24 protein-coding genes, 1 tRNA gene and 1 pseudogene are annotated in these 26,244 nt (G+C 43.3%); 14 read left to right on the forward strand and 12 right to left on the reverse strand.

What is annotated here, in order from left to right; all coding sequences use genetic code 11:
• Positions 1–360 (forward strand): hypothetical protein (locus tag HJG39_RS17875; protein ID WP_268411584.1); only part of this gene is annotated, 360 nt, incomplete at its 5' end.
• Here HJG39_RS17875 and HJG39_RS17880 read toward each other — a convergent pair.
• The 3 genes from HJG39_RS17880 to HJG39_RS17890 all read right to left on the reverse strand — a co-directional run bounded on the left by HJG39_RS17880 (position 323) and on the right by HJG39_RS17890 (position 3,287).
• Complete coding sequence (locus HJG39_RS17880) at positions 323–697, reverse strand: hypothetical protein (protein WP_268411586.1); 375 nt, start codon at positions 695–697, stop codon at positions 323–325. The two genes, HJG39_RS17875 and HJG39_RS17880, sit on opposite strands and share 38 nt — an antisense overlap.
• Before the next feature lie 609 nt (positions 698–1,306).
• Positions 1,307–3,010, reverse strand: coding sequence for a M48 family metalloprotease (locus HJG39_RS17885; protein WP_268411590.1), 1,704 nt, complete (start codon positions 3,008–3,010; stop codon positions 1,307–1,309).
• Positions 3,000–3,287 (reverse strand): hypothetical protein, encoded by a 288-nt coding sequence (locus HJG39_RS17890; RefSeq protein WP_268411593.1) that lies wholly within the window; start codon positions 3,285–3,287, stop codon positions 3,000–3,002. Before HJG39_RS17890 ends, HJG39_RS17885 begins: the two co-directional genes overlap by 11 nt.
• A 132-nt stretch (positions 3,288–3,419) precedes the next feature.
• Here HJG39_RS17890 and HJG39_RS17895 point away from each other — a divergent pair, with 132 nt between their 5' ends.
• The 10 genes and pseudogenes from HJG39_RS17895 to HJG39_RS19455 all read left to right on the forward strand — a co-directional run.
• Positions 3,420–3,854, forward strand: coding sequence for a hypothetical protein (locus tag HJG39_RS17895; protein WP_268411596.1), 435 nt, complete (start codon positions 3,420–3,422; stop codon positions 3,852–3,854).
• A gap of 184 nt (positions 3,855–4,038) precedes the next feature.
• On the forward strand, positions 4,039–4,230 hold the full coding sequence (locus tag HJG39_RS17900; protein WP_268411597.1) for a hypothetical protein: 192 nt from the start codon (positions 4,039–4,041) through the stop codon (positions 4,228–4,230).
• A 70-nt stretch (positions 4,231–4,300) separates the two neighbouring features.
• Positions 4,301–4,687: a hypothetical protein gene (locus HJG39_RS17905; protein WP_268411599.1), complete on the forward strand. Its 387-nt coding sequence runs from the start codon at positions 4,301–4,303 to the stop codon at positions 4,685–4,687.
• Positions 4,688–4,765: 78 nt separating this feature from the next.
• Complete coding sequence (locus HJG39_RS17910; RefSeq protein WP_268411601.1) at positions 4,766–5,725, forward strand: hypothetical protein; 960 nt, start codon at positions 4,766–4,768, stop codon at positions 5,723–5,725.
• A gap of 21 nt (positions 5,726–5,746) precedes the next feature.
• Positions 5,747–6,889: a hypothetical protein gene (locus tag HJG39_RS17915; protein ID WP_268411603.1), complete on the forward strand. Its 1,143-nt coding sequence runs from the start codon at positions 5,747–5,749 to the stop codon at positions 6,887–6,889.
• A complete protein-coding gene (locus HJG39_RS17920; RefSeq protein ID WP_268411607.1) occupies positions 6,889–7,194 on the forward strand; it encodes a hypothetical protein in 306 nt (101 codons plus the stop codon). Before HJG39_RS17915 ends, HJG39_RS17920 begins: the two co-directional genes overlap by 1 nt.
• A 3-nt stretch (positions 7,195–7,197) precedes the next feature.
• Positions 7,198–8,889, forward strand: coding sequence for a type IV secretory system conjugative DNA transfer family protein (locus tag HJG39_RS17925; protein WP_268411611.1), 1,692 nt, complete (start codon positions 7,198–7,200; stop codon positions 8,887–8,889).
• Entirely contained in the window at positions 8,886–9,503 is a 618-nt protein-coding gene (locus HJG39_RS17930; protein WP_268411614.1) for a hypothetical protein, read from the forward strand. Before HJG39_RS17925 ends, HJG39_RS17930 begins: the two co-directional genes overlap by 4 nt.
• 104 nt (positions 9,504–9,607) lie before the next feature.
• Complete coding sequence (locus HJG39_RS17935) at positions 9,608–9,790, forward strand: hypothetical protein (RefSeq protein WP_268411617.1); 183 nt, start codon at positions 9,608–9,610, stop codon at positions 9,788–9,790.
• 57 nt (positions 9,791–9,847) lie between these two features.
• A pseudogene (locus HJG39_RS19455) lies at positions 9,848–10,873 on the forward strand (recombinase family protein); the annotation flags it as partial.
• Between the two features lie 493 nt (positions 10,874–11,366).
• Here the strand turns inward: HJG39_RS19455 and HJG39_RS17945 are convergent.
• The 4 genes from HJG39_RS17945 to HJG39_RS17960 form a co-directional block, all read right to left on the reverse strand.
• A tRNA-Ser gene (locus HJG39_RS17945) sits at positions 11,367–11,457 on the reverse strand.
• Between the two features lie 270 nt (positions 11,458–11,727).
• Entirely contained in the window at positions 11,728–11,949 is a 222-nt protein-coding gene (gene csrA, locus HJG39_RS17950) for a carbon storage regulator CsrA (protein ID WP_268411622.1), read from the reverse strand.
• Between the two features lie 137 nt (positions 11,950–12,086).
• On the reverse strand, positions 12,087–14,684 hold the full coding sequence (alaS, locus tag HJG39_RS17955) for an alanine--tRNA ligase (protein WP_268411625.1): 2,598 nt from the start codon (positions 14,682–14,684) through the stop codon (positions 12,087–12,089).
• Positions 14,685–14,759: 75 nt separating this feature from the next.
• Positions 14,760–15,251 carry a regulatory protein RecX gene (locus HJG39_RS17960; RefSeq protein ID WP_268411627.1) on the reverse strand — a complete coding sequence of 164 codons (492 nt, stop codon included), beginning with the start codon at positions 15,249–15,251 and terminating at the stop codon, positions 14,760–14,762.
• A 44-nt stretch (positions 15,252–15,295) separates the two neighbouring features.
• Here HJG39_RS17960 and HJG39_RS17965 point away from each other — a divergent pair, with 44 nt between their 5' ends.
• The 3 genes from HJG39_RS17965 to HJG39_RS17975 all read left to right on the forward strand — a co-directional run bounded on the left by HJG39_RS17965 (position 15,296) and on the right by HJG39_RS17975 (position 20,793).
• Positions 15,296–16,438, forward strand: a complete 1,143-nt coding sequence (locus tag HJG39_RS17965; RefSeq protein WP_268411629.1) for a GNAT family N-acetyltransferase — start codon at positions 15,296–15,298, stop codon at positions 16,436–16,438.
• Positions 16,439–16,440: 2 nt separating this feature from the next.
• Positions 16,441–16,875: a YqaA family protein gene (locus HJG39_RS17970; protein WP_268411632.1), complete on the forward strand. Its 435-nt coding sequence runs from the start codon at positions 16,441–16,443 to the stop codon at positions 16,873–16,875.
• Positions 16,876–17,400: 525 nt separating this feature from the next.
• Positions 17,401–20,793 carry a S8 family serine peptidase gene (locus HJG39_RS17975; protein WP_268411635.1) on the forward strand — a complete coding sequence of 1,131 codons (3,393 nt, stop codon included), beginning with the start codon at positions 17,401–17,403 and terminating at the stop codon, positions 20,791–20,793.
• A 151-nt stretch (positions 20,794–20,944) separates the two neighbouring features.
• Here HJG39_RS17975 and adk read toward each other — a convergent pair whose 3' ends face one another.
• The 5 genes from adk to HJG39_RS18000 all read right to left on the reverse strand — a co-directional run.
• Entirely contained in the window at positions 20,945–21,589 is a 645-nt protein-coding gene (adk, locus tag HJG39_RS17980) for an adenylate kinase (RefSeq protein ID WP_268411638.1), read from the reverse strand.
• Positions 21,590–21,927: 338 nt separating this feature from the next.
• On the reverse strand, positions 21,928–23,850 hold the full coding sequence (gene htpG / locus HJG39_RS17985) for a molecular chaperone HtpG (protein WP_268411641.1): 1,923 nt from the start codon (positions 23,848–23,850) through the stop codon (positions 21,928–21,930).
• 141 nt (positions 23,851–23,991) lie between these two features.
• A complete protein-coding gene (gene recR, locus HJG39_RS17990; RefSeq protein WP_268411642.1) occupies positions 23,992–24,591 on the reverse strand; it encodes a recombination mediator RecR in 600 nt (199 codons plus the stop codon).
• A 19-nt stretch (positions 24,592–24,610) separates the two neighbouring features.
• Positions 24,611–24,937: a YbaB/EbfC family nucleoid-associated protein gene (locus tag HJG39_RS17995; RefSeq protein WP_268411644.1), complete on the reverse strand. Its 327-nt coding sequence runs from the start codon at positions 24,935–24,937 to the stop codon at positions 24,611–24,613.
• Between the two features lie 13 nt (positions 24,938–24,950).
• Positions 24,951–26,244: DNA polymerase III subunit gamma/tau C-terminal domain-containing protein (locus HJG39_RS18000; RefSeq protein ID WP_268411646.1), on the reverse strand; the 1,294-nt coding region annotated here is incomplete at its 5' end.

Raw genomic sequence — 26,244 nt, forward strand, 5'->3', positions numbered from 1 at the left:
GCGGCTTTTACGCAAAGGATTGGCGCAATAGAGGCGCATCAACATCACCGAAAACGCAGCATTTTCCAACGCGCGCAATGGCGAGAAAAGGCTTCGTTCGTTGACGTCTTGGCAAACCAAGGAGCCTACACCATGCCGCTCACCCTGTCATTTAACCTGCAATCACTGCGTTTTTGGGAGCTGAGAAGTTTGTATGAGATGTGCCTAAAGCGGCTATTCGTATGTAACCGAATAAGTGGAGATCACGCTGTCATCGTGGCGTTACTCAGGAAAATTGAGCGCGAAATCCACTCTCGATTAGAACTTGGGATTAGGGGGAACGTTAAACACCAAAATGACGGGCAATGCTTGGGTGGTTAATTCGAAAGTAGAGGTCGAGTAATTCAAGACGCTGGTATTTTCTGGTTCGCATTTTCGGGAACTCACCTGAACCATCGGGCTGCATGTAATAGCCCAACCAGCGTAAATCAGGATCATCACCAAACACCGCGTCAATATCTGGAATATTATAAACTTCGCCAGCACGGGTGATAATAAGGCCATCAAAATCACGCATCGTATTTGCAATAGCATCCAACCATGAACGGCGAGGGATCTTAACATTGCGTGTCGCTATCCAAAGACGACGATAGTAGCTTTGACTCTCCAACTCTTCACGGGTGGCAACAAAGACGACGTTTTTAATTTTAGATTGCATCAGCAAACCTTTCTTTTGATATTGAAATTGCCGCGCAACCTAAAGACGCAATGGTTAATTTTTGGGAAAAACTCAAAAATGGGAGGAGGGATACATACCCACGCATTCACTATTTGCATCCAAGGACATTCCTTGGGCTGCATCCACGGCAGAAGCGGTGGTTGTGATTAAACCGCAACAGGTTTACGGCATCCAATCGGCGAACGGTTGGTCGATGGGTTTCGGGGCGATTGACTGCGCCCTGAATCGTGGATTGTTAAGGGTGACGAATTCACTCTTAGCTGCGGAAGTTTGAAACGCGCACACGTTTCAAGGTTTGGTAACAGGCTCAATGCCAAAACCAAACCCTATTGTCCTTAGTGAATGCAAATGAACTTAGGATCAACTGCGTAGGATGAAATGGAGAGGCACTCTCCTTTCCAAGATATGTGATGTATGGAATGAAATGTAATACATCACACATCTTGCGCGGTGCGGTGGCTGTACTTATATCAGCATTGAAATGAAAAGCATTGATGGGGCAATGAACCGATAATACAGCTACACCCCTGCTTATTACATTTCTAATTATTGCTCAACATGTTAGCATGATTGTAGGTAGAATGACCTCTAATCTCTCCTAATTACTCCCCAGACAATTACCCAGAAAATCATATCAATTGGATTTGATATAAGAATATGATGAAGCTGTTGAAAAACGCTTAAACCATATAATATCTCAGCAATTTCTGGGGCTTTAACTGGCAGCATTAAAAGTGAATAAACATTCACATTAAAAGACAATACAAATGAAATTGCTAAAAGCCAAAAAGCAATAGTTTTCAGGTTAAGTTTATGAGTACAAACTTTAAATATTTGGCTATCAATAATGGCCACAAAAAAAGGAGAAGCTATAACTCCTGCAATTAGTAAACACCATGTTTTTGATATATCTAAAGCATCAACATTTAGATCTTGGCTATAAATAGCATCAGTAGTTAAAAGAACTGCTGCCTTCACGAAAAAGATTAGGAACAGGTCTACCGGAAGATTTACTATTTTAATTGTATATTTTCCAAACTTCTCCTTATTAATCAGAGAAAAGCCTTGCCGTCTTAGAGCATATTTGAGTATAAAAAATAAAAGAAAAGAACTAAGCACCGTAAAGCTCAGCAGCCCATATACATGGTATGGGGGGTTTAACTCTATATTTTTTCCAATCTCATTTAACTTCATCATGAAGTAGTAAACTACAGATATCAACATTACTCCGCTTATTATACCTGCCGAATAACTGGTGAAGTAATGTATCGCATCTTTAAAATTTTTGCTCAAACAGTACGCTCTGTAGAAGGAAAATGATAAAAGAGCTAGTTGAACAATGAGTATTAAAAGCTCACCGACAATGAACTTTGACATACCCAATTTAAACATACCTATAGTGAAGAGCGTTATGATTAAGCTCCATTGTAACCCTAAGCTTCTCATATGACTTCCACTGAACAAATATTCTCCAGAGGTAATTTTGATTCGATTCGAAAATGGAGGGTGACTAAATTTATTTACGGCTAAAGTTAATTTTTCAAGTATGCTTTTTTGACTACGACTACACTCGTCAATCATCTTCCCATTCTGCAAAAACGAAAAGAATTTATCGCCTAACGAACTAACTCCATATAAATCAGCAATATATTCTCTCTGATGAACAACTCTAGAAAAGGTGAAAACCATAAATCCAAATAACGTAAAGAGGAAGACACCTGTCGGTCCGTAAAGCTCGAATTCCAAGAACGAACCAAACAAAATCAAAGAGATAACTTGTATAGTTATAAGTACCAGCCCGATTAAACTCAAAATAAAAGTTGATGTCGCTAACCAATAGGTAACTAAACGATCATATTGATTAAGGTGGCCTATTTCGTGGGCTATCTCCCCGAGGGCAAGGTCACGAAAATACTCATTTTTCGATGTTAGGTTAGAATGTGTATCCTCTGAAACCCCGATCATCTTAAAGAATGGAAATGAAAAAGCTTGAGAAGAGGCAGAGTTAATTTTGCGTAATATAACGTCAGCTCTAACAGTTTCTAATTCGTTGACAATACCCTTAACTTCAAGAGACACGGGCTTGGATAGCATGTAGACAATAATAACGTGCACCAAAGGTAACAAGAAAAGAATAAGAGCCAAGCCAACGTTTACTGTGGCAAACATACACAGTATAAAAAGCGCAAATGCGGCATGGTGCATCGATTCAAACCGCAATACCTTGAGACTTTTCTCGATAACTTTTTTCTTTAATTGCTTATTTTCAGTGTACGATGCGCTATTCTTCATCGACAATCTCAAAATCAGCATCCCCGATATCTAAGCCTTTAATAAAGTCAACAAGCTCTAGGGCTTCAGCTGGTACTTGATCATCTTCTAAATGAAATTTTATTTCCACTTTCAAAATTTTGGGGTATCCCGAGGAAAAAAAACCCTTTCTCTTTTCTTTGATAATGAAATCGCTTGTATAGTTATCAATATCAGGAAATTTATTCTTAATTTCAACAACCAAGGGGCTTAATGACTCGTCCGCTTTGGGAAGAACTTTGATACAATAGGTTTTCATAGTGTTTAGCTGCAAATTGAGTGAATTTTATTAGCTTGACGCTTTGGCTGAATGTCACGCCGTCACTTGAGAAAGTATTCCAAGTCGGGCAATAAATAGCGATAGTTTCTAAAAATATTACGGTTTAGGTAAATGAAAGTAAATATTGAAGGGATTGAAAACTACTCAAGCCTCAAAGAGGCAATTGCATCATTACAAAAGAACGAAGTAAATGTTGAAATCACATATGATGGAGATATTGAAAAGCTAGTTTTAAAACCAAAAGCAAAATACGTAAATATACCTTTACAAAAAGATGGTGCTGTGTCAGTTAAACACTTTGAAGAATATGTAAGGAAGCAAGGTTTCAAAGTGGCAAAGCGCGAACGCAGGAGTAAAGGCGAACTACCTCACCCTGAACTCTCATCGGGTTCGGAGAAGAATCGTAAAGATACAAAGCTTCAAGCTAGAGTGTCCTGCGAGTTTGCTGAAAAGGTCAGTGCATTTTGTGAAAGAACAGGAATGCAGAAAAAAGATCTTGTAGAAACTGCCGTTGGGCAATTTATCGACGGCTATGATCCTAAGTAACGTTTATAACGTTTCCCGCCACTGGCTCTGCATATGTTTCATATCTAACCTCCCCTTGATCCACCTTTAAATTCAAGAAAATACGAATATATGCCAAACAATTTTTTTTGGAGAGAATTTGTGCGCTTGACTTATTGGGATACCATTATTAACATTATGGTATCCCAATACAAAGAGACAAATCATGAAAGCTGCTAACAACCCCAAAGAGCGCGTCTTAAAGATTTTTACAGCTGAGGGACTTGTCGAAGAATCTGTTATCTCCGATGAATCATGCTATTACACAAAGAAATACTTTGAGCAAATGACACTTGAGGAGCTAGCAAGAAAAAACAAGAAGCATAAAAAAATTCTCAACACATTTAAAAAATCATAAGCAACCACCTCGGCAGGTCGAGTGGTTGGCGGCCTGTCTCTTTTCAATTTTGAAATTTGAGGCAGCACAAATGAATTCAAATAAAAAATTTAAAATCTATCTGAAAAATTCAGCGCACTATCAGGCGCAAGAAAATCAGCACAACATTTGGCGTGAAGTGAAGGCGCTTTGCGAAGCTGAAAAGCTTTCCCGAGAGGGCTTGCTTGATGCAATGTCACTGTTATTCGCCAAACCTGATTTTGAAGTGTTCATTCCTCTTTGTGGCGATATTGAGGGCTATCAACATTATCTTATCCCCTCCATCGACCTGATGGGTTCGGGGCGTTGGGTCAGCTATTTTTTGCAAGAAGGTGATGATGGGAACCCCAAACACTCGCCCGTGCGATTGAGTGAACGATGCCGCATGTTCCATTTGTTTTTGGAACTCAAACAATTAAGAAAGGCTGGCCTGATTTAGGGTAGCCGCTTCTATTTCCCGACTTCATTTATTTTCAAAACCAAACTGAGCTTGTTTTTAACAAGTAGGGAGGCGCGTATGCGTTCCAGTAAAAAAGAAAGCGATGTATCCATGGCATTGAAGCAGCGCTTGGACAATATGATTAAAGCTGCGGTTCACATGGGTGCGGATAAAGGTCGGCAGCACATTACTCAGCAAGCAGGATTGTTGTTTGACGAGCAACACGGCTCGATTGAGGCGGCGACCGCCCAAAGAGACGAGATTAAGCGTTTGCAAGAAGAAGCGGTTGAGGAGCTAAAGCAAAGCCGTAAAAAGTTTAATGACTTGCCCAGCTATATTCCTGCGCTGCGTGATGATGCCCCGTCCAATATGTTTGATTTCACGGCGTGGCGAGCACAAGACTTAATCCAGCTTGTGCTGTTTGGCGGTTTTATGTTGCTTTGTATGGGATTAAGCGTGGTCAATGCACAGGCCAGCATTGCGGCGTCGGAGATTTTGGTGTTTATCGAAGCGCCGTGGAAAGCTTGGGTAATTGCACTGCTCGCGCCAGCGATTAGCGTTTCGTTAAAAATGACTCCGCTCATGTTTAGCAGTTTGCATTGGCAGGATAAGTGTAAAAAAGCCTTATACGGCCTGACCGCGCTTGTGTCCTTCATCTGGATTTGGCAATTCGCCGAAACCTTTAACGGACTGGGCGCACCGCCAAGCCTCAGCGATATGCTTAATGAGCAAAGCGGCGGAGATTACTTTGTTTTGGTGCAACTGCTTGCCGAGGTGTTAATTGCATCCAGCCTTTTTATCGCGCTGCAAAACTTACTGGATTCCTATAACCCATCGACATTAACCCTTAATCCCTCTCGCCTGATTGCCAGTGAGCAATTGCGAATGGACAAAAGTGCCAGTGAAAAAGCCTTTAAAGCTTATCTGGAAACAGACAGTGAATTGGTTGCGCTCAGCGCTGCCCGCCAAGCCTTTATCAATGAGCAACTAAGCGCTTTTGCGATTGCTCAGGCTCGTCATCAAGCCCTGTTTAGTTAACCCACCAATCGGAGAACTCCCATGAAAAAGGTTATCCTTATTACACTTGCCATGCTCATGACAGCTTCTGCACAAGCCAGTGATTTACTGGTTTTGCTTTCCCAAAACACAACTACGAAAAAACATATCGAATTATTGATTGAACAGTTACCCAAATTGGAAGCGGGCAGTCACATCACGGTATTAAATGCAAAGGATGGTCACACCGTTGCAAAGCTTAGCTTACCTAAAAACACAAGGCTGCATCAGCCAAGAGCCTTGTTCAATGCCAATCAAAACGCTATCGCGGCCTTGATGCAATTTGTCCAAAACCCTAAAGATGAAGCGGGGCTTAACCTGCCTTCTGTGCTGGGTGAAGTTGCTCGCTATCATCGCCGCTATACGGATATTCTGATTTTATCGGACATCCGTTTTAACTTGGAGGAGGGGCATTACCCTGCTGATACCAACCTTTTTGCCCTACCTGCACGCGGTGATTTTGGAACGCGCGGCATTGGCGAGCGCTTAAAGGGTAAGCGTATTCATTGGCTATTGCCCCAAGGTTTTGATGATGCGCGTTACGGTGAAAACGTGCAGCGCTTCATACATTTATATCTCGCCAGACAAAGTGCCGAGCTGGTGAGTTTTACCCATGATAAAGCCGTGGTGATGCAGCGCCTGCAACAAAACGCCGCACCATTGCCAATGACTTACACTATCAGTGAAGCCATGACCTCAACTGCCCCATCCCACCCAACCTATTTGCAGCTTGGCATTGGCTGGCAAGCTGCGGGCATTGATTTGGATATTTATGCGTTGATTAAAGGTGAAACGCTTCCTGTTTTTTATGCGAATTCACAAACCGTCCGTGCCCAGCATTTTAAGGATATTGTCACAGGCTCCAGTGGCACCGAGCAATTTGAAATCATCCGCTACTTGCAAGATGTCGATATTTGTACCGTGATAGTCGGCGTGAACTTTTATCGGGGCATCGCCCCCGATGGGGTAAAAGCGACACTTAAGGCGCAGTATGGCAACAAGCAATATCAACACGACTTCACTTTTACGGCACATCAGGGCAACCAAGGGAAAGACAGTATCGCCGTGCTGCGTGAAAACCAGCCCTCAACCTACACGCACCGCTTTGCGTTAAGTGACACCTTGTTCAAACAGGAGTGTCAATAATGAGCCAATCTGCACAAACACCGCGTCACGGATTACGTGACAATTTCGGTAAGGCGCTTGGCGTTTTATGCGCACTTTATTTTGTTGCCCAAGCACATGCTTATACCGTTGAGTATTTTTTGCTGCAAATTCGCCCCTTTATTCACTTTGGGCATGACATGCTCTGGTCGTTGCTGTGGGGGTTATGTGTTTTTTACGTGTTGGTCATGGGGGTGCGTTTTATCTTTGCCGCCATCATTGGGGCGATAACCACCTTGCTTTCTATTATTGCTGTGCGTATCAGCTTACCGCGCAAACGGGGGTAACATATGCTTGCTCAAGAACGCTTCGGCACGGCACGTTTTGCCCGTGCCAATGAGCTTAAAAGCGCAGATTTGCTCGGCAAAGACGGCTTGCATCATGGCTACACCTTCGAGAAAAAGCCGCGCCGCATCGGGTTTGATGCCGATACGCCCTCTATCATTTTAGGCTCTGCGGGGTCTGGCAAACTGGCAACCCATATCGCCTATCAACTATTGGCGCATGAAACCACGGCGGTGCTGGATACCAAAGGCGAGCTGGCGGCGATTTGTGCCATGATGATGCCATGGGCAGAATGCTATTGCTTTAACCCCTATGGGCTTTGGGATGACAAGCCATGGTATCTGCCCATGCACAGTATCAATGTGCTGGATATTATCGAGCCACACTCTCCCACCATGTTTGAAGATGCGCTGACCATGGCTTCAAACCTGATCAACAAGCCCAAAGGAGGCGGCGGTAATTCCGAGCACTTCCATGGGAAGGCAGTGCAGATTGTCACGTGTGTATTGGTGTGCTTGCGTGAGCATAACCCCGATGCATCGCTGGCAGATGTTTATCAGGTCATCGGTGATATTCGCGGCGGGGCTGAGGTGGATTACTTTGCGGATTTGCACTACCCCGCCATGAAAGTGTCTTCCTTTATTGCTGTGCAGCAAATGGCAGATGAGCTTTTTATCAAACGCGAAAAAGCGCCTGCTGAATTTGAATCCATTCTGTCTACGGTATCAAACTCCCTGCAATGCCTTGGCTCACCCGCATTGCAAAGGGCGCTATCCAGCCCCTCAGCCATCAGCGTACAAAAATTTTGTGAGCCTGACACGATAAAGAAACTGTTTATTATGATGCCCGCCCATTTGCTGGAGGTGTGCGCGCCTGTCATACGATGCCTATTTACCGCGATAACGATCCAGCAACAACGTAAACCACTTGGGCGTATTCACTTACTGATTGATGAGGCGGGTCAGCTTGGACATTTTGAAGCCATGCAACGCATGTTTAGCTTTGGCCGTGGCAGTAAATGCAAAGTCACAGCGGTGTTTCAAAATATCGGACAGCCTTTGCAGCATTACGGACAAGAAGGCTTTGACACGCTGTTTGGCAATGCGCAATCCAAATTGTTCTTGGGTCTGGCCTCGGAAAAATCCGCAAAATATGTGAGCGATTATCTGGGCAAGGCGACAACCTTGTTTAATCCCATGCTCAAACAATTTACAGCAGCAACCAGACGTGCTGCGCTCACCCAAAAAGCCTTGAGTGATGGCAATCTTGCTCAGGCATTGCCCGATATACTGCGTGAGCACGAAGCCATGAATGCCCCCGATGCGGTGTCCCGCGCATTAATGACACCTGATGAACTCATTCATTTACCCAGTGATATGGGTATCGTGTCCTTTCACGGGCTGGGGGTGCGTCCGTTCAAATACCAGAAAATCCCGTATTTTCAAAACCGTGATTTTGCTCACCGCTTCTTGCCTAATCCGTATCATGCGCCTTTTGACAAAGTGGCATTGCCCCGCAAATGGCGCTTGTTCAAAAAGCACAAAACCGTGCCCATTATCAGCGAAACGGCTCCCGCTGAGCTTGCCCATTTGCCGCAATACGCCGAGGGCATGTGGTCATACCCCAAAGGCTATGCGCCCTTTAAGCCCAAGCGCAGATGGCGGCTCTCTTGGTTGCGCTTTGGAAAGCGTGTATGAATGACGCATTCAAGCGTGCTGCCAGCGGACAAACAAAAACAACGCAGCAGCGCCGTGAGCAGCTTTATCCAGCACTGGCAAGGCAACAAACCATGATTGAGCAAAGCCAGCCTGTCCCTGTGCTCAAGCCCTATGGCATGGGCGAAGAAGCCATTGACCGAGAAATCTATCGCAATCAGTTACGCCGTGATGACGCCCGTGCCAAACGGGTTAATCAGCATTATCAACCTGCCAATAATGTAACACCCACAACCCTTACAGAGGCATTTACCATGACCAACGATACAAACAACCCAAATTTCGACAAGATGAGCCAAGAGCAGCAGCGTTATGTGCAGCTCATGGCGAACAAAAAGCGCTTATATGGCGCAAGTCAAAAGCTTAATGAAGCCCTTCAAGCTTCATTGGCTGATGGGAATAATACCCCGTCCATGGCGGTCGCCCAGAAAATTAGTGCCGCGTCTCAGGCGGTTCAGTCCACGGCGAATAATCTGGCTCACCAACAAAAACAAATTGAAGCTATACACCCTGAATTCAAAACGCAAGCGGTGCAATACGCCAAAGAAAAAAGCCAAATGTTTAATCAAGCGCAATCCCAGCAACAAAGCTTTTAACTTTCCTTTGACTGTTTCCCGCAGTCCAGCCCCTTACCCTTTATAACTCCCAAATACCGCGCCACGGAGGGCGCACAAGCCAACATATACAAGAGGATAAAAGCATGAATTGTAACCTTGATGATTACTGCGAAGATATTGCTGCACTGGACTTATCACCCGAGCAAGAAGAAGAGCTGCTTTTGCTATTGTGGGAAATGATGCGAGCCATGGTCGAAATGGGCTGGGGTGTGGATAATATCAACAGTCTTTTGCCGTTATTTACTGAAAAAGCTGATCAAGCCTAGGCTAATCTGTCAAAGTAAATATCCGATCCCCACTGTATCGAAAAAAGGAGTTCTGCCATGACGCAAAAAGCCCTTATTTATTGCCGTGTTAGCACCAGACGCCAAGCCAAGGAAGGCTCTGGCCTAACCTCTCAAGAGCAACGTTGTCGCATTCATGCCGCCCATAATGGCTATGATGTCGAACAAGTCTTTCCTGATGATTTTACTGGCAGCGGCAATTTCATGAAAAGACCTGGCATGGTCGCCATGCTCAATCATATCAAATCCCATAAGCGCACTCATTATGTCGTCATTTTTGATGACCTCAAGCGCTTGGCGCGTGACACTAAATACTACCTGATGTTACGTGAAAAACTGGATTCATTGAAAGTGCGGGTGGAATGCCTGAACTTTACGTTTGAGTCCACCCCCGAAGGCGAGTTTTACGAAACCGTCATTGCCGCAGGAGGCCAGCTAGAGCGCAAACAAAATGCGCGCCAGACCAATCAAAAGGTCAGCGCAAGGTTTGAGGCTGGATATTGGGGCTTGGCTGCGCCGCTGGGCTATAAAATGCAAAGTGAGCGAGGCAAGCCGCGTATTCTTGTGCGTCATGATCCGATTGCCTCTTATATTGAGGAGGCGCTACAGGGCTTTGCCTGTGGACGTTTTCAAACCCAAACGGAAATTAAACGCTTTTTAGAAAGCTGTCCGCACTTCCCCAAAACCAAAAACAAAGGCACGGAAGTTCACCCCGACCTTGTTAAACGGATGCTCACCAACAGCGTCTATGCGGGCATGGTTGAGCTTAAAATCCGTGGCATTGCCATGCGTAAAGGCCATCATGAAGGATTAATTGATTTACAGCTTTATAATAAAATTCAGGAACGCTTGGGCAACAAGCGCACAGCCAAGGCACCTGACAGGAAAGACCTTAACAAAGATTTTGTGCTCAGAGGCGCTGTGCTTTGCGGTGATTGTGGCACACAGCTCACGGCAAACTGGAGCAAAGGCCGCAACAAGTATCATCCTTACTATTTGTGCCGTAAAAAAGGCTGTAACAGCTATGGCAAGTCGATTAAACGCGAAGTGATGGAAGATGATTTTGAGGCGCTACTAAAAACGCTCAGACCATCCAAAGCGCTTTCCAATGTTGCAACCAAGATGTTCAAAAAACTCTGGGCATTGGTTGAGAACAACCACGCGCTTAACAAACTGGAATTAGAAAAGCAGCTTAAGCAATTAGAAACCGATAAAGACAACATCATTAATAAATTAATGAATACCAACATCGCAACCGTCATCGAAGCTTACGAGCAACGCATCGAGAAAATAGAGTTAGAGAAGCTCGCACTTGAAGAAAAAATCCAGCAGCAAAGCCAAAAAACGGGTAGCTTCGACAAAACTTTTCGAACCGCTATGCTGTTTTTGTCAAACCCCTATAAACTCTGGGCTTCAGAGAAATATGCACACAAGCGTTCAGTGCTAAAACTGGTATTCTGTGAACCATTAACATACGATAAAAATGAGGGTTTTCGAACCGCCGCAATCGCCCGTCCATTCAGGGCTGTAGGGGAATTGGCTAGGTGTGATTCAGGAATGGCGGAGAGGGAGGGATTCGAACCCTCGATACCAGTAATAGGTATGGTTCCTTAGCAGGGAACTGGTTTCAGCCACTCACCCACCTCTCCGTATTCGGAAACATTAAGTCACTGGCTAATAAGATGCGACTCAACGTGGAAGCGAAGTTTAATGATTGGTAAAAGGAAGTCAACGACTTTTTGAAGAAAAGGATTTGTCTGCTGAGTAATTGTTCAAATCGTACAATTTCAATAACTTTGTTGCGTTATAAACAGACAAAGTGCATCTTCTAACGCATATAATGAAGCACACTAATTTTCAGAAACACAAACAAAAAAGGCCCCTGATGGGCCTATTTTGCTAACCGCATAAATTGCTAGTTACTCGTTGCCATTTTTATCTGCGGCAGCTTGTTCATGAGCGGCTAACTGCGCATTTTTTTCTGCCTGAATACGCATATAAATTTCTTCTCGATGAACTGATACTTCTTTCGGAGCATTAACCCCAATTCGTACCTGATTTCCTTTAACGCCTAGAACGGTTACGGTCACTTCGTCACCAATCATTAGCGTCTCGCCAACACGTCTGGTCAAGATCAGCATTTTATTACTCCTGTTCCGTTAGTCCGAAATTCAAGTGTCCTCTTAAAACTAGCTCAGCTTAACCATTAAGCCCGTTAAACTTCGCCTCAACCATTCCGTGTTTTTGTTGTCACCGCAAAAACTGGTTAGGGTAAGGATTATAGCTTATCTTCTAACCATGTCGATACCGAAGATAGCGCTTTATCTAGGTTTTCCGGCTGATTTCCACCCGCTTGAGCCATATCTGGACGCCCACCTCCTTTACCGCCGACTTGTTGTGCTACAAAATTAACCAGTTCTCCAGCTTTAACCTTTTGGGTTAATTCTTTTGTCACACCAACAATCAAGCTCACTTTGTCGTCTGATGCCACCGCTAGAACAATAACGCCTTCTTTAATCTGATTTTTCAAATCATCAACTAAAGTTCGCAATGCTTTAGCTTCTACACCTTCAGGCTTTGAAACCAACACATTTACGCCATTGATTTGTGTCATTGCCGACAACATGCTCGATCCTGCACTCGCCGCCAGCTTTTGCTGCAAAGCTTTATTTTCTTTTTCTATTACTTTTTGATGTTCAAGCACTTGCTGCAATCTGCTTGAAACTGAAAGACTATCGGTCTTAAGCAATTTCGCGAAGTCTTCAATAATTTGCGTTTGTGACTGCACTTCCTGCAATGCAGCTTGTCCTGTTACAGCTTCAATTCGACGAACGCCGGCAGCAATCCCACTTTCAGAAACGATACGGAATAAACCAATATCTCCCGTTCGAGCAACGTGTGTTCCACCACACAATTCCATTGAAAACGCTCCCATTGAAACAACTCGAACATCGTCGTCGTATTTTTCGCCAAATAATGCCATCGCCCCTGCGGCTTTGGCTTCATCCAATCCCATCAATTGCGTTTTTAATTCGTGATTTGCACGAATTTGCGCATTTACCAAATCTTCAACATCTCTTAATTCAGCGCTTGTCATGGCTTCCAAATGAGAGAAATCAAAACGCAGTTTGTCGTCGGTAACAAGAGAACCTTTTTGGTTAACATGTTCACCAAGCACTTGCTTTAACGCTGCATGTAGCAAATGAGTTGCACTGTGGTTTAATTTGATATTGGCGCGGCGTTCGGCATCAATTTCCGCTCTTACATTATCGCCAACATTTAATGTACTTTGCGACACCCCTTTGTGAGCAATCGCCTGAGACAGCTTCACTGTATCTTGAACATGGAAGTCGCCATGCTCTGATATTAACAATCCCGTATCGCCTGCTTGACCACCCGACTCAGCGTAAAATGGGGTTGTATCCAGAATGACAATGCCTTCTTCACCAGCATTAAGCTGTTCTACTTGTTCAGTCCCTTTATAAAGTTCCAGCACTTTTGCCGTGCCTAACTCATGCTCATAACCAGTAAATGTTGACGCCAATTCTGTTTTAACAACGTTATTGTAATCGGTACCGAATTGACTAGCCTGTTGTGCGCGCTGACGCTGCTTTTCCATCTCGGCTTCAAAGCCTTCCATATCCATTTTTAACGACTTTTCGCGTAATACATCTGCGGTTAAATCGGCTGGAAAACCATAAGTGTCATATAATTTAAATGCGACTTCACCCGGCAAAGTGTCGGATGTCATGCCTTGAATAGCGTCATCCAAAATTGCCATTCCGCGCTCAAGCGTACGAGCAAACTGTTCTTCTTCAATACGCAACACTTTTTCAATTACTTCTTTTTGCGTGTTTAGCTCTGGATAAGCCTCGCCCATTTGTTGAATAAGAGCAGAAACTAATTTGTAGAAGAAAATATCATTAGCGCCCATTTTGTAACCATGACGCACGGCCCTACGAATGATACGACGCAGCACATAACCGCGACCTTCGTTAGAAGGCATCACGCCATCAGCAATCAAGAAGCTACAAGAGCGAATATGATCAGCAATTACGCGCAAAGATTTATTGTTTAAATCATCGCAGCCACAAACTTCCGCGGCCGCTTTAATCAATGCTTGGAAAATATCGATTTCGTAGTTGCTGTGAACGTTCTGCAAAATTGCAGAGATACGCTCAAGCCCCATTCCGGTATCAATTGAAGGTTTAGGCAAAGGCTGCATTTCGCCATCAACTGTGCGATTAAACTGCATAAAAACTAAGTTCCAGATTTCAATAAACCTGTCGCCGTCTTCTTCAGGAGATCCCGGGGGACCGCCCCAGATATGCTCACCATGATCGTAGAAAATCTCTGAACAAGGACCACATGGCCCTGTATCTCCCATTGACCAGAAGTTATCTGACGTTGAAATGCGAATGATTTTTTCTGGCGCTAAACCGATGTCTTTATGCCAAATATTAAAAGCTTCGTCATCGTTGTGATAAATGGTCACAAGCAGCTTTTCAGCGGGAAGTTGTAGCTCTTGAGTTAAGAATGTCCAGGCAAAACTGATAGCCTCTTTTTTGAAATAATCACCAAAACTGAAGTTACCCAACATTTCGAAAAAAGTATGGTGACGCGCGGTATAACCGACGTTTTCAAGGTCGTTATGCTTACCGCCCGCTCGAACACAACGCTGAGAAGATACCGCTCGTGTGTAGTTGCGTTTCTCGTTACCAAGAAACACATCTTTAAATTGATTCATGCCTGCATTGGTAAAAAGCAACGTTGGATCATCGGCAGGCACAAGAGAGGAACTGGCGACTTGTTGATGTTGGTGACGAGTGAAAAAATCGAAGAATGCGCGTCTAATATCGGCGGTACTCTTGTACATTACAAATCCTGTTCAAATGTTCTAATTTATCAATAAAACCAAGGGCGGGAAGATAGCACGGTTAGTATAAAATGACTAATAAAAGCGTTCATAAACCGCGCTGATTTCAGTTAACCCAAAGCCACGATTTCGCAGAAAATTACATCGCTTTATGTAATCCTTATTGTCCTTGATTGGCGTATCGCCAAATTTACGTATCGCCGCATTTTTGGCGACCTCACACCAATCAGGTTGCAGTTCGTCCATCACACTCTGCAATACGGCGCCTTCAATGCCTTTGCTGCGCGCCTCTCCCTGAATGAACTGTAGTCCATATCCTTTGTTGATACGTCGTTGCACCAGTTGTTTGGTATAACGCTCATCTGATTGCCAACCTCTCTCTTGCATTGCTTCTAACTCAATTCGAGATAATGCCTGAGGAAAGCCTTTTTGTGTTAGTTTATACAAGATTTCATTGAATCCATGCTCCCGTTGTGCAAGATAACGGGTTATTGCTTGGCGAATAAGTCGTTTGGTATTTTCAATGTCTTGGGGCATTCCTTGCTCAAATTCGTCGAAATAATCCATAGTGGTCTTTTCTAGCTTTATCTAATTTATTAAAGGTTTCTTAAGTGGCGCTCGAAATAAAGTTTATCAAGCATTTAAGTCAAATTCCTGCCTATCAATGGCAAGCACTGGTCGACTCTGACCAACCTTTCATTCAGTATGCTTTTTTACTTCATCTAGAAACCTCAGGTGCAGTCAATAATCCTGATACGGGTTGGTTTGCTCATCATTTATGCGTATTCGAGCAAGATGAATTAGTTGCCGCTCTCCCGCTATATAAAAAAACCAGTTGGTTTGGCGAATATGTATTCGACTGGGCTTGGGATGAAGCCTATGCCCGGTATGGTTTTGAGTATTACCCCAAACTCACCGCGGCGATTCCTTTCACACCCGTTACAGGACCGCGTATTTTAAGCCAAAAACCAATAACACCAGAATTACTCAAAGCGATAACTCAAAGCATTGAAAAAGAATGTCAAGATAAGCATTTTTCTTCATGCCATATTCTCTTTCCTGAGCCTGATATTTCCAAACAATTACATGAACTAAATTGGAAGCAAAGAAACAGCATTCAATTTCACTGGTTTAATCAGAATTATCAAAACTTCGAACAGTTTTTAATGACGTTTACTTCTCGTAAACGTAAAAATGTAAAAAAAGAACGTCAAAAAGTTCAAGAAGCTGGAATTAAAATAGTAAGAATTACTGGTTCCGAATTAGAACCAAAACACCTTGCTTTTTTCTACCGTTGCTACCAACAAACCTATGCGAAACGTAGCGGACATATTGGCTATTTTAATCTAGATTTTTTCACTGGATCACTTGATATATGTAAAGATAATTTACTCTTAGTAATCGCAGTTCAGGACTCAACAGCAGTAGCAAGTGCATTATATTTCTATGATAATGATAATCTTTATGGGCGATATTGGGGAAGCTTAGTTGAAATTGATGCTCTGCATTTTGAATGTTGTTATTACCAAGGAATTGAGTTTTGCATTGAAAAAAATATCAAAAGATTCAACCCCGGAACGCAGGGCGAACATAAAATTCAACGGGGATTTAAACCGATTTATTGCTACTCAAACCATTGGTTAAAAGACCCCCTTTTTCACAATGCAATTGTGCCATTTCTGGAAGAAGAAAGTATTCACATTAATGAATATAAACAGCAAATGTCTGACCTGCTTCCATTTAAAAAGGAGTAACAATGGATTGGGTTGAACCTGGATATGTTGCCCTATTCTTGCTTTCTTTTTCTGCGGCGACACTTATCCCCATTGGTTCCGAATGGTTATTGTTGGTTATGCTTTCACAAGGGTTTTCTCCCTCTGCGTGCCTTGCCCTAGCAACCTTGGGTAATACTCTCGGAAGTTATACCAATTATGGTTTGGGATACTGGGCTCATGAATGGATAGAAAAACGTCGTAACCCAAAAGCAAAGGGCTGGAGGCGAGCTGAAATTTGGTATCGAAAATACGGTATATGGAGCCTACTTTTCGCTTGGATACCTATTATTGGTGATCCATTGACTTTAATAGCGGGCATATTAAAGGCTAATTGGCTTCAAGCTGCCACCTTAATTTTAATATCCAAATTGAGTAGATACTTACTAATTTTCATAGGTTATCTTTACCTTAACTAAACCATAAATTTTATTACTTTTTGTTAACACACTTAATCACCTAAGCGTTTAGTTTTACTAAAGATTATTCATACTCGAGTACTCTTTAAGATAATAACTAATCACTCATATCATATTCAAACAAAGTCTATTTAATTATTCGCATTCAATTCAGAAAATAAATTTTTCCTTGTGCACAAAAATTTATTTTAAACTGTTGTTTTAATTAGCATATTCTCTACTAAATTTAAGAAATAAATTAATCCGATGAAATTTTTAGTCCATTAACCCCGTTTTATATAAATTCTTATTACTTAGGGCTATTGGATGAAATAACAATAATAAAGTAATATTTTTACCGCCCTTGTTTGTATGGGCAAATATTAATAATTAAAACATTGTGAACCTACTCAAATAAGAATTGTTTAGCCTTTTTAACAACAAGAGTTTGAACTGTCGCAAGCAAACGCTAAGCAGCTAGCCTCATTATTGTCGTTAGATTATTTGTTTGAGGATTTACAAATAACTTCAAGGTGGTCTATAAACATGTCATTTTATAAGTCCGTAGTGTCTAGCAAAACAGCTTTCGGTGTATGCCTTGCTCTTGGCACACTAGGTTCACTGCAAGCTGCAACAGACAATTTAACGTTGGCGACAAGCCAGCCTCAATCTGTCAATCAAATTGGAACGTTAAGCGAGTCAAAGAAACCTACTATCGCGGTGAGTAAAAAGTCTACTTACATTGTAAGACTTCATGCGCCAGCGGTTGCTGCCTATGACGGCGGTATTGGTGGTATGGCGGCAACAAGCCTAAAGTCAACCGGCTTAAAGCAGCTTAAAACTGAATCTCCTTCGGTTAAAACGTACAGCACTTTCCTTAAACAACAGCAAAAGTCCGTGTCTCGCTCTATTGAGTCTACCATTGGCCGCAATATCAGCATGAAGTATCAGTACAGCCATGTATTTAACGGTATGGCAATTGAGTTGACTGAACAAGAAGCACAAAGCATTGCTAAACTACCCAGCGTTAAAAGTATCGAAAAAGAGCGCATTGAATATCCAACAACTGATGCTGGCCCAGCTTGGATTGGTGCTAAGAATTTCTGGAACCTGAATAGCCGAGGCCTTAAAGGCAACATGGGTGAAGGCATTGTTGTTGCAGTATTAGATACAGGTATCAACCACGATCACGCTTCCTTTGCCGATATTGGTGGTGACGGCTATGATCACACTAACCCTCTAGGTAGTGGTAACTATGTTCCAGGCAGTTACTGTGACGTTGTAGATCCAACCTTCTGTAACGATAAGTTAATCGGTGCATGGAACATGGTGAATTCTTCACTTGATCCTAACTCACCAGAGGATTCCGACGGTCACGGTAGCCACACAGCTAGTACAACGGCTGGTAACATTGTGAAATCAGCGACTATCAGTGCACCAACAACTGATTTAGTTCGCGAAACTTCAGGTGTAGCGCCTCATGCAAACATCATTGCTTATGACGTCTGTATCGATACCTGCCCAGGTTCTGCGCTTCTAGCAGCAGTAGAGCAAGTTGTTATTGATGCTGCGGCACTGCCTAACGGTATCCAAGCATTAAACTACTCAATTTCAGGTGGTGACGATCCGTACAATGATTCGGTTGAACTTGGTTTTCTTAATGCAACTGCGGCCGGTATTTTCGTTTCTGCATCAGCAGGTAACGATGGTCCTGGTGCGAGCACAAGTGCTCACTCATCTCCTTGGGTAGCAACTGTCGCAGCGTTAACGCACAACCGTACTATCGACAACTCACTTGTTGACTTAACAAGCGATGGCGCATCACTTTCTAGCCTATCAGGTAAAGGTTTCACTTCACCTTATGGTCCGGCAAAAATCGTTTATGCGGGTGATTTCCCAACGGCAAATGGTTCTTCGAATGACACTGACCCTGCGCAATGTCTTGAGCCATTCCCTGCGGGTCATTTTAACGGCGAAATCGTTATCTGTGACCGTGGTTCAATTGCTCGTGTTGATAAAGGCGCTAACGTTCTTGCTGGCGGAGCTGGCGGTTTGGTGTTAGCCAACGCAGAAGCCAATGGCGAATCAACAAGTGCAGATGGTCATTTCTTACCAGCGGTTCACTTAGGCTTTACTGATGGCGAGCGTTTGAAAGATTGGGTTGCCTCTAATCAGAACACTGAAGGTTCAATTACTGGTGCGACACCATTATTAGATGATTCTTTAGGTGATGTAACAGCAGGATTCAGTTCTCGTGGTCCTGCCACTAAAGTTGACGTCATCAAGCCAGATATTGGTGGTCCAGGTGTTGATATTATTGCGGCAGTTAACAGCACAGCCACAAGCTCTGGCGACGAGTTTGGTTTCTTGTCTGGTACATCAATGTCTAGCCCACACAATGCGGGTTCTGGTGCATTGGTAGCAGGTTCAACCGATTGGACACCTTACGAAATCAAGTCTGCTTTAATGATGACAGCCAAAGATAAGCGTATCTTTAAAGAAGACGGTGTAACAGCAGCAGATCCATTTGACACAGGTGCAGGACGTATTGATCTTAACCGTGTTCTTAAATCAGGCTTAGTGTTAAACGAAACGCCAGAAAACTTCTTAGCAGCGGATCCAGCGTTAGGTGGCGATCCTAAAACATTAAACATCGCGAGTATGCAGGATAGCTCGTGTGTTGAAGGTTGTAGCTGGACCAGAACCGTTACTAACCGTTCTGGTCGATTTGGTGCATGGACATTGTTCGGTAATCCAAACACAAAAGGTATGAACATCTACGCAGAACCTTTCATTCTCATTTTGGGTGACGGTGAAAGCGCTGAAGTAAAAGTGACAGTAGATACAGCATTCGCGCAAGAAGATTGGGCATTTGGAGACTTAGAGTTACTTCCATTGTTTGGTAACTTAGCCAACTTACATATGCCTATCGCAGCCTATGCTGGCAAGTCTTCTAGCCCGTTCCTTGAATCAACAGTAGACAAAGACGTTGTTAAACGCGGTGAAGAGCAAACTTATACAATCGACCTTGCTAATGGCGCGCTGGAAGATCAAATCGACCTAAGCACCAGTTTACCGAAAGGTTTAGAGTATGTTGAAGGTTCTGCAACACAAACCGTCACTAATGGCTCAACGGTTGCAGATTTCGCATTTGATGGTGATAAGTTCACTTGGAGTGGTTCACTCGATACCTCTGGTGTTGAACTAGAAGCTTCTGGTGATTCTCCGGCTGGATACTTACCTCTATCTTTATTAGGCGTTCAACCTGCAACCTGCCCTAGCAACTGTGACGATGGCGCGGTTATTTTCAATGTTGCCCCATTCACGGTTGGCGGTACTGAATATTCTCAAGTTATCTTTTCAATGAATGGTGCTCTTGAGCTTGGTACAGACAGCGGCTTAGCAGTTTCTGCAACTAACTCTCGCCTACCAAGTGAGTCTGCGCCTAACAACTTGTTAGCGCCGCTATGGACTGACTTAGACATGGGTGCAGGTGGTAACTTCTACGCGGGTACATTGTCTGATGGTGTAAATGACTTCAACGTATTCGAGTGGGAAAATGCGCCTCGTTTTGGCACTGATCCTAGCAATCCTGCCAATACACACAGCTTCCAAATCTGGATCCAAGCTGACGATAGCGAAAACATTTGGTTCACTTATGGTCCTCAAGGTGATCTAACAGGTGTTAACGCGACAGTGGGTATTGAGGGTGCAACCGGTGCAACCGGTGATACTGTTTACTTTAACGGTGAAGGTACTCTACCAGTTGCGGGTTCTGAGCTGAAAGCGAGCACACTTCAAGGCGGCTCTGCAAGCTTTACTTTCAAAGCGAAAGTGAAGAAATGTAAGTTCTTAAGTGGCTACGTATCTCGTACAGATATTGAAAGCGCAGGCGCAACAGACAGCGCAATTGCAACTTCAACTTGTACATTAAGATAATATTAGTAACGTAAATTAACGTAAATTCAAAAGCCTCAGAGCAGTTTGCCTGAGGCTTTTTTATTATTGTTAACATAACTAATAGACATAAAAAAACGCTGGGAAAACCAGCGCTTTTTGTTTTATTAATCGACTTAAATAGAATACATGCTTAACCAAGCAGTGTATCTAATTTCGTGTTCACCAGAGAAACAGGAGCAGATGCATCTACTTTATGATATTGACACTGACCTGCTTCAGCTTCTTTGCTGTAATAATCAACGAGCGGTTTAGTTTGCTCATGATAAACACTCAAACGTTTTCTTACTGTATCTTCTTGATCGTCGGGACGAATTACTAAATCTTCACCCGTTTCGTCGTCTTTCCCTTCTACTTTAGGTGGATTGTACTCAACGTGATAAACGCGACCTGAACCTGGGTGTACACGGCGACCAGCCATACGTTGAACAATAACTTCATCATCAATGTCAAACTCAATCACATGATCAACGTTAATGCCATTTTCCTTCATCGCATCAGCTTGAGGAATTGTACGAGGGAAACCATCCAGCAAGAAACCATTCTCGCAATCCGATTGAGCGACACGCTCTTTAACTAGGCCAATGATAATCTCGTCAGAAACTAACTTTCCTTCATCCATGATTTTCTTGGCGGCTAATCCTAATTCGCTGCCCGCGCTGATAGCAGCTCGCAACATGTCACCAGTTGAAATTTGAGGGATACCGTATTTACCCATTAAATACTGTGCCTGAGTACCCTTACCGGCCCCCGGCGCCCCTAAAAGGATGATGCGCATAGCTAATTTTCTCCCAAATTGTTAATAATCCGCTTGATTTTGACCCATTATATTTTCGAATCTAACCCATGGAAAACTGTCGAAGGAAAGCAATTTGGTATGCTATTGAGGACAAACGGTTAGATGTATTAGCGATTAACAGGTCACACAAAAATTCTTTAAAGTTTAATGGCTAACACAACGCGTTGGAATCGGACTTCAGTCTTAGTTGTGCTACGTCTAAGAACAAAACAAGCAGCAACTTTAGATTAACTGAGGAAAGAGTCAATATTGGAGTGCAAAAAAACTGTCAAATTAGTTCGCACTCCACGTTTTTTATTGAGCTAGATAAGCAACCTTTATTTTGAAAGTTGCATCAATAAACTATTTAAATTTTGAACAAAACTCGCGGGATCTTTCAAGTTACCTTGCTCTGAAAGCGCCGCTTGATCAAAGAGGACTTGTGACCATTTTCCAAATAGTTCTTCATCCTGCACATCAGCTAGCATTTTGACCAATGTATGCTCAGGGTTAAGTTCGAAGTTATATTGAATCTCTGGCACTTCCTGTCCTGCTGCCAGCATCATCTTGCGCATTTGTGTGCTCATGCCAAAATCATCAGCGACCACACAAGCTGGGGAATCCGTCAAACGATGTGTGAATTTAACGTCTTTCACCTTATCACCGAGCACTTCTTTTACACGCTCAGCTACACCTTCAACTTCTTTCTCCGCTTCTTCTAGCGCTTTTTTGCTTTCTTCGTCTTCGAGTTCACCTAAATCCAAAGCTCCACGAGCAATTGACTGGAATTGCTTCTCTTCGAACTCAGTCAAATGAGACATTAACCATTCATCGATGCGGTCGTACATTAAGAAAACTTCAATACCTTTCTTACGGAAGATTTCAAGGTGAGGGCTGTTCTTCGCCGCTTGATAACTGTCCGCTGTAGTGTAGTAAATCTTATCTTGGCCTTCTTTCATGCGACCAATGTAGTCTTCCAGCGATACGGTTTGCGCATCAGAATCGTTGTGCGTTGAAGCAAAACGTAGCAACTTAGCAATTTTATCTTTGTTAGCAAAATCTTCCGCAGGACCTTCTTTAAGAACGTTACCAAATTCTGCCCAGAAGCCTTGGTATTTCTCTGCATCATTACTTGCAATGCTATTTAGCATTTGAAGCACACGCTTTGTGCACCCCTGACGTAACGTTTGAGTAATCTTGTTATCTTGTAAGATTTCGCGGGACACATTCAATGGTAGGTCATTTGAATCTAAGAGACCTTTGACGAAACGCAGGTAGCTCGGCATAAATTGCGACGCATCATCCATAATGAATACGCGCTGCACATAAAGTTTTAAACCATGCTTTTGATCGCGGTTCCATAAATCAAATGGTGCTTTTGATGGAATATAAAGCAAGCTAGTATATTCGGTTTTACCTTCTACACGGTTATGGGACCACTGAAGCGGATCGCCAAAATCGTGAGAAATATGCTTGTAGAATTCTTTGTATTCTTCTTCAGAAATGTCGGATTTATCGCGAGTCCACAGAGCAGTTGCTTTGTTGATATTTTCCCACTCGCCTGGAATCGCTTCAATTTTCTCGCCGTCTTCGCCTTCCTTTTCAGGGACTTCATCACGCCACATTTTTACTGGAATGGAAATGTGCTCAGAATATTTGCCGATAATGTTACGCAAACGCCAGTCATCTAAGAACTCTTTTTCATCGTCGCGTAAGTGCAAAACAATTTCTGTACCGCGCTCCGCTTTTTCGACTTGGCTAACAGTGAATTCCCCCTCACCTTCTGATTCCCACTCTACACCTTGCTCTGCTGGAGCCCCTGCTAAACGGGTTCTAACAGTGACCTTATCAGCAACAATAAAGGCGGAATAAAAGCCAACACCAAATTGCCCGATAAGTTGGGAGTCTTTTGCTTGATCGCCAGATAGCTTCGAGAAGAACTCTGCTGTACCTGATTTTGCGATGGTGCCGAGGTTGTCAATCACATCGTCGTGACTCATCCCAATGCCGTTATCTGCAATGGTGATGGTGCCAGCGTCTTTATCAACAGATAACTTAACGTGAAGATCACCGTCATTTTCATAAAGTGAGTCATCAGAAAGCGCTTTGAAACGCAATTTATCTGCGGCATCAGCGGCATTGGATACTAATTCGCGAAGGAAAATCTCTTTATTTGAGTAAAGAGAATGAATCATTAGTTGAAGAAGTTGTTTAACCTCGGTTTGAAAGCCGTGAGTCTCTTTTTGACCAATATCAGCCATTTTCAAACTGCTCCTAGTTCTTTGCACAATTAATTTCTATTTCACTGCCGCTGAGTTTTCTCAGCCCACAGCACTTAACCAATTGTCAAAATAGGGGCGGTAAACGTAAAATCAATAGCTAAAGAAAGGATATTTTTTGAATTAGAGCTGCTGCCGCCCTTGGAAAGCATGGCTGAGCGTACTGCCGTCAATGTATTCAAGCTCTCCGCCCATTGGTACGCCTCTGGCAATGCGGCTAGCTTTAATTTCAAATGATTTGCAAATATCGCTGATAAAATGTGCAGTTGCCTCGCCTTCGACGGTAAAATTAGTCGCAAGAATGACCTCGTTGACTTCGCCTTTTTGCAGTAACGCTTGCAAAGCAGGAATGCCGATTTCATCTGGACCAACACCGTCGATGGGAGAAAGGTGTCCCATCAACACAAAGTAGCGCCCCTTAAATTCAGACGCTTGCTCAATCGCTAACACATCCTGCGGCGTTTCGACGACACAGAGTATGCCATTTTCGCCTCTGCGGGGATTTTGGCAAATATCGCATAAACTCGTCTCAGTGAAATTACGACACTGCTCACAATGCTTCACGTGCTCCATTGCATCGTGCAGTGAGCGACTCAATTTCAACGCAGCATCTCGGTTACGTTCAAGCAGCTGAAATGCCATGCGTTGCGCACTTTTAGCCCCCACGCCGGGTAAGCATTTTAAGTCTGAAATTAATTCATCAATCAGTGGGCTAAATTTCATTAAGACGAGTTCCAGCTAATTACATTGGGAATTTGAAGCCCGGAGGAAGTGGCATTCCACCTGTTAATGACGACATTTTTTCTTGATTAGCTTCCTGTACCTTACGAACTGAGTCGTTAACTGCTGCGGCAAGCAAATCTTCAAGCATTTCTTTATCTTCTTCCATCAAGCTTTCATCTAGCTCAACTTTGCGAACGTTGTGATTACCTGTCATGGTAACTTTTACAAGACCAGCGCCTGACTCACCCGTTACTTCTAAATTGGCTAATTCATCTTGGGCTTGTTGCATACGCTCTTGCATCTGCTGCGCTTGCTTCATGATATTGCCCATTCCACCTTTAAACATATTGGATTCTCTCTTATCTAGGTTTAATACTGTCTTGAATAACGGATGCGCTAAATTCCTCACAAAGTCGATGAACGGTTTCATCTTCCTGAATAACTTTATGAGCGTGTTGCAGCCGCATTTTATTAATCGCTTGTTGAACAACGTAAGGGGTATCTTTTACCTCTCCCAGTTCAATTTTGACGTTAACATCTTGCTGTAGTAACTCACTTAACGCTTCTTTTAGGTTAGCCTCTGTGGCTGGTCCTAAAAGGTGCTTTTGATCATCAGATAAAGTAAGTACAACTTCGCCATCCGCATTTTTATACATACTATGGGTGGCTATCTGCTTACTCAAGCCTACCAACCCCATTTCTTCGATTAACTGACTCCATGTATCCAGTTGAGCCGCTTTAATGACCTTCTTCCCATCGGATAATCGATAAGGAATATCAAAGTCGATATCGATACTTTCCCCGGCAGACGTGCTTAAAGAAGCGTGATTATCGTTAAATTCAGCATGCGCGGGTTGAACAGTGCTCGGTGTATTCTCAAGTGGATCAGCAGGAGCGTTATTATGCGTTGTTAAAAAAGCCGCTTCACTTGTGCTTTCAGCAGAATTGATATTAGCCGAATTTAGCTCACCGCCAAACGACCTTCCTTGTGACGCATACTCATTACTTGGGTTGTAACCTGAAGGCAAGATATCCTCCAATGGTTCTGACGGAGTAAAGTCGTATTGTGAAGCAGCAACTTCAGATTGCGCTAAATATTCTTGTGGAAACTCATCAATCGGCGTAGGAGGCTGCAACGGGGAATCGTGCTGTAACACATCCTCTGATGGTTTGAATTGTGAGCCTTGTGGCTGATTTTCTGATTGTCCCTGAGACGTTGACTCATCTTCTACTATGCTTTCAGATTTAATCGCTTCCGGTACTTTAAAGGCCGTATTGCGATTGAGTGAAGGAAGGCCATCGTCTTGTTGCTCAGCCGATTTTTCCTGTTCTTGTGTAATACTCTGCGTAATTTGACTACGTAGGGCTAACAATTCTTCTGTTCGAAGATAGTCTGGCTCTGGCTCTGGCTCTGGCTCTGGCTCTGGCTCTGGCTCTGGCTCTGGCTCTGCATGAGCTTGTTCCAACGTAGACGATGCTTCAAGTAAAGCATCGGGTGCTTGCTCAGAAAATTCAGAAGCAATCATCGTATTCGCTTGCTCAATCAAGCTTTCTTGCTCAGCTAGCAACGAAACAACTGTTTCTGTTTCTGTTTCTGTTTCTGTTTCTGTTTCTGTTTCTGTTTCTGTTTCTGTTTCTGTTTCTGTTTCTGTT

The organism is Alteromonas sp. a30 (genome assembly GCF_026788005.1).
GTDB lineage: Bacteria > Pseudomonadota > Gammaproteobacteria > Enterobacterales > Alteromonadaceae > Paraneptunicella.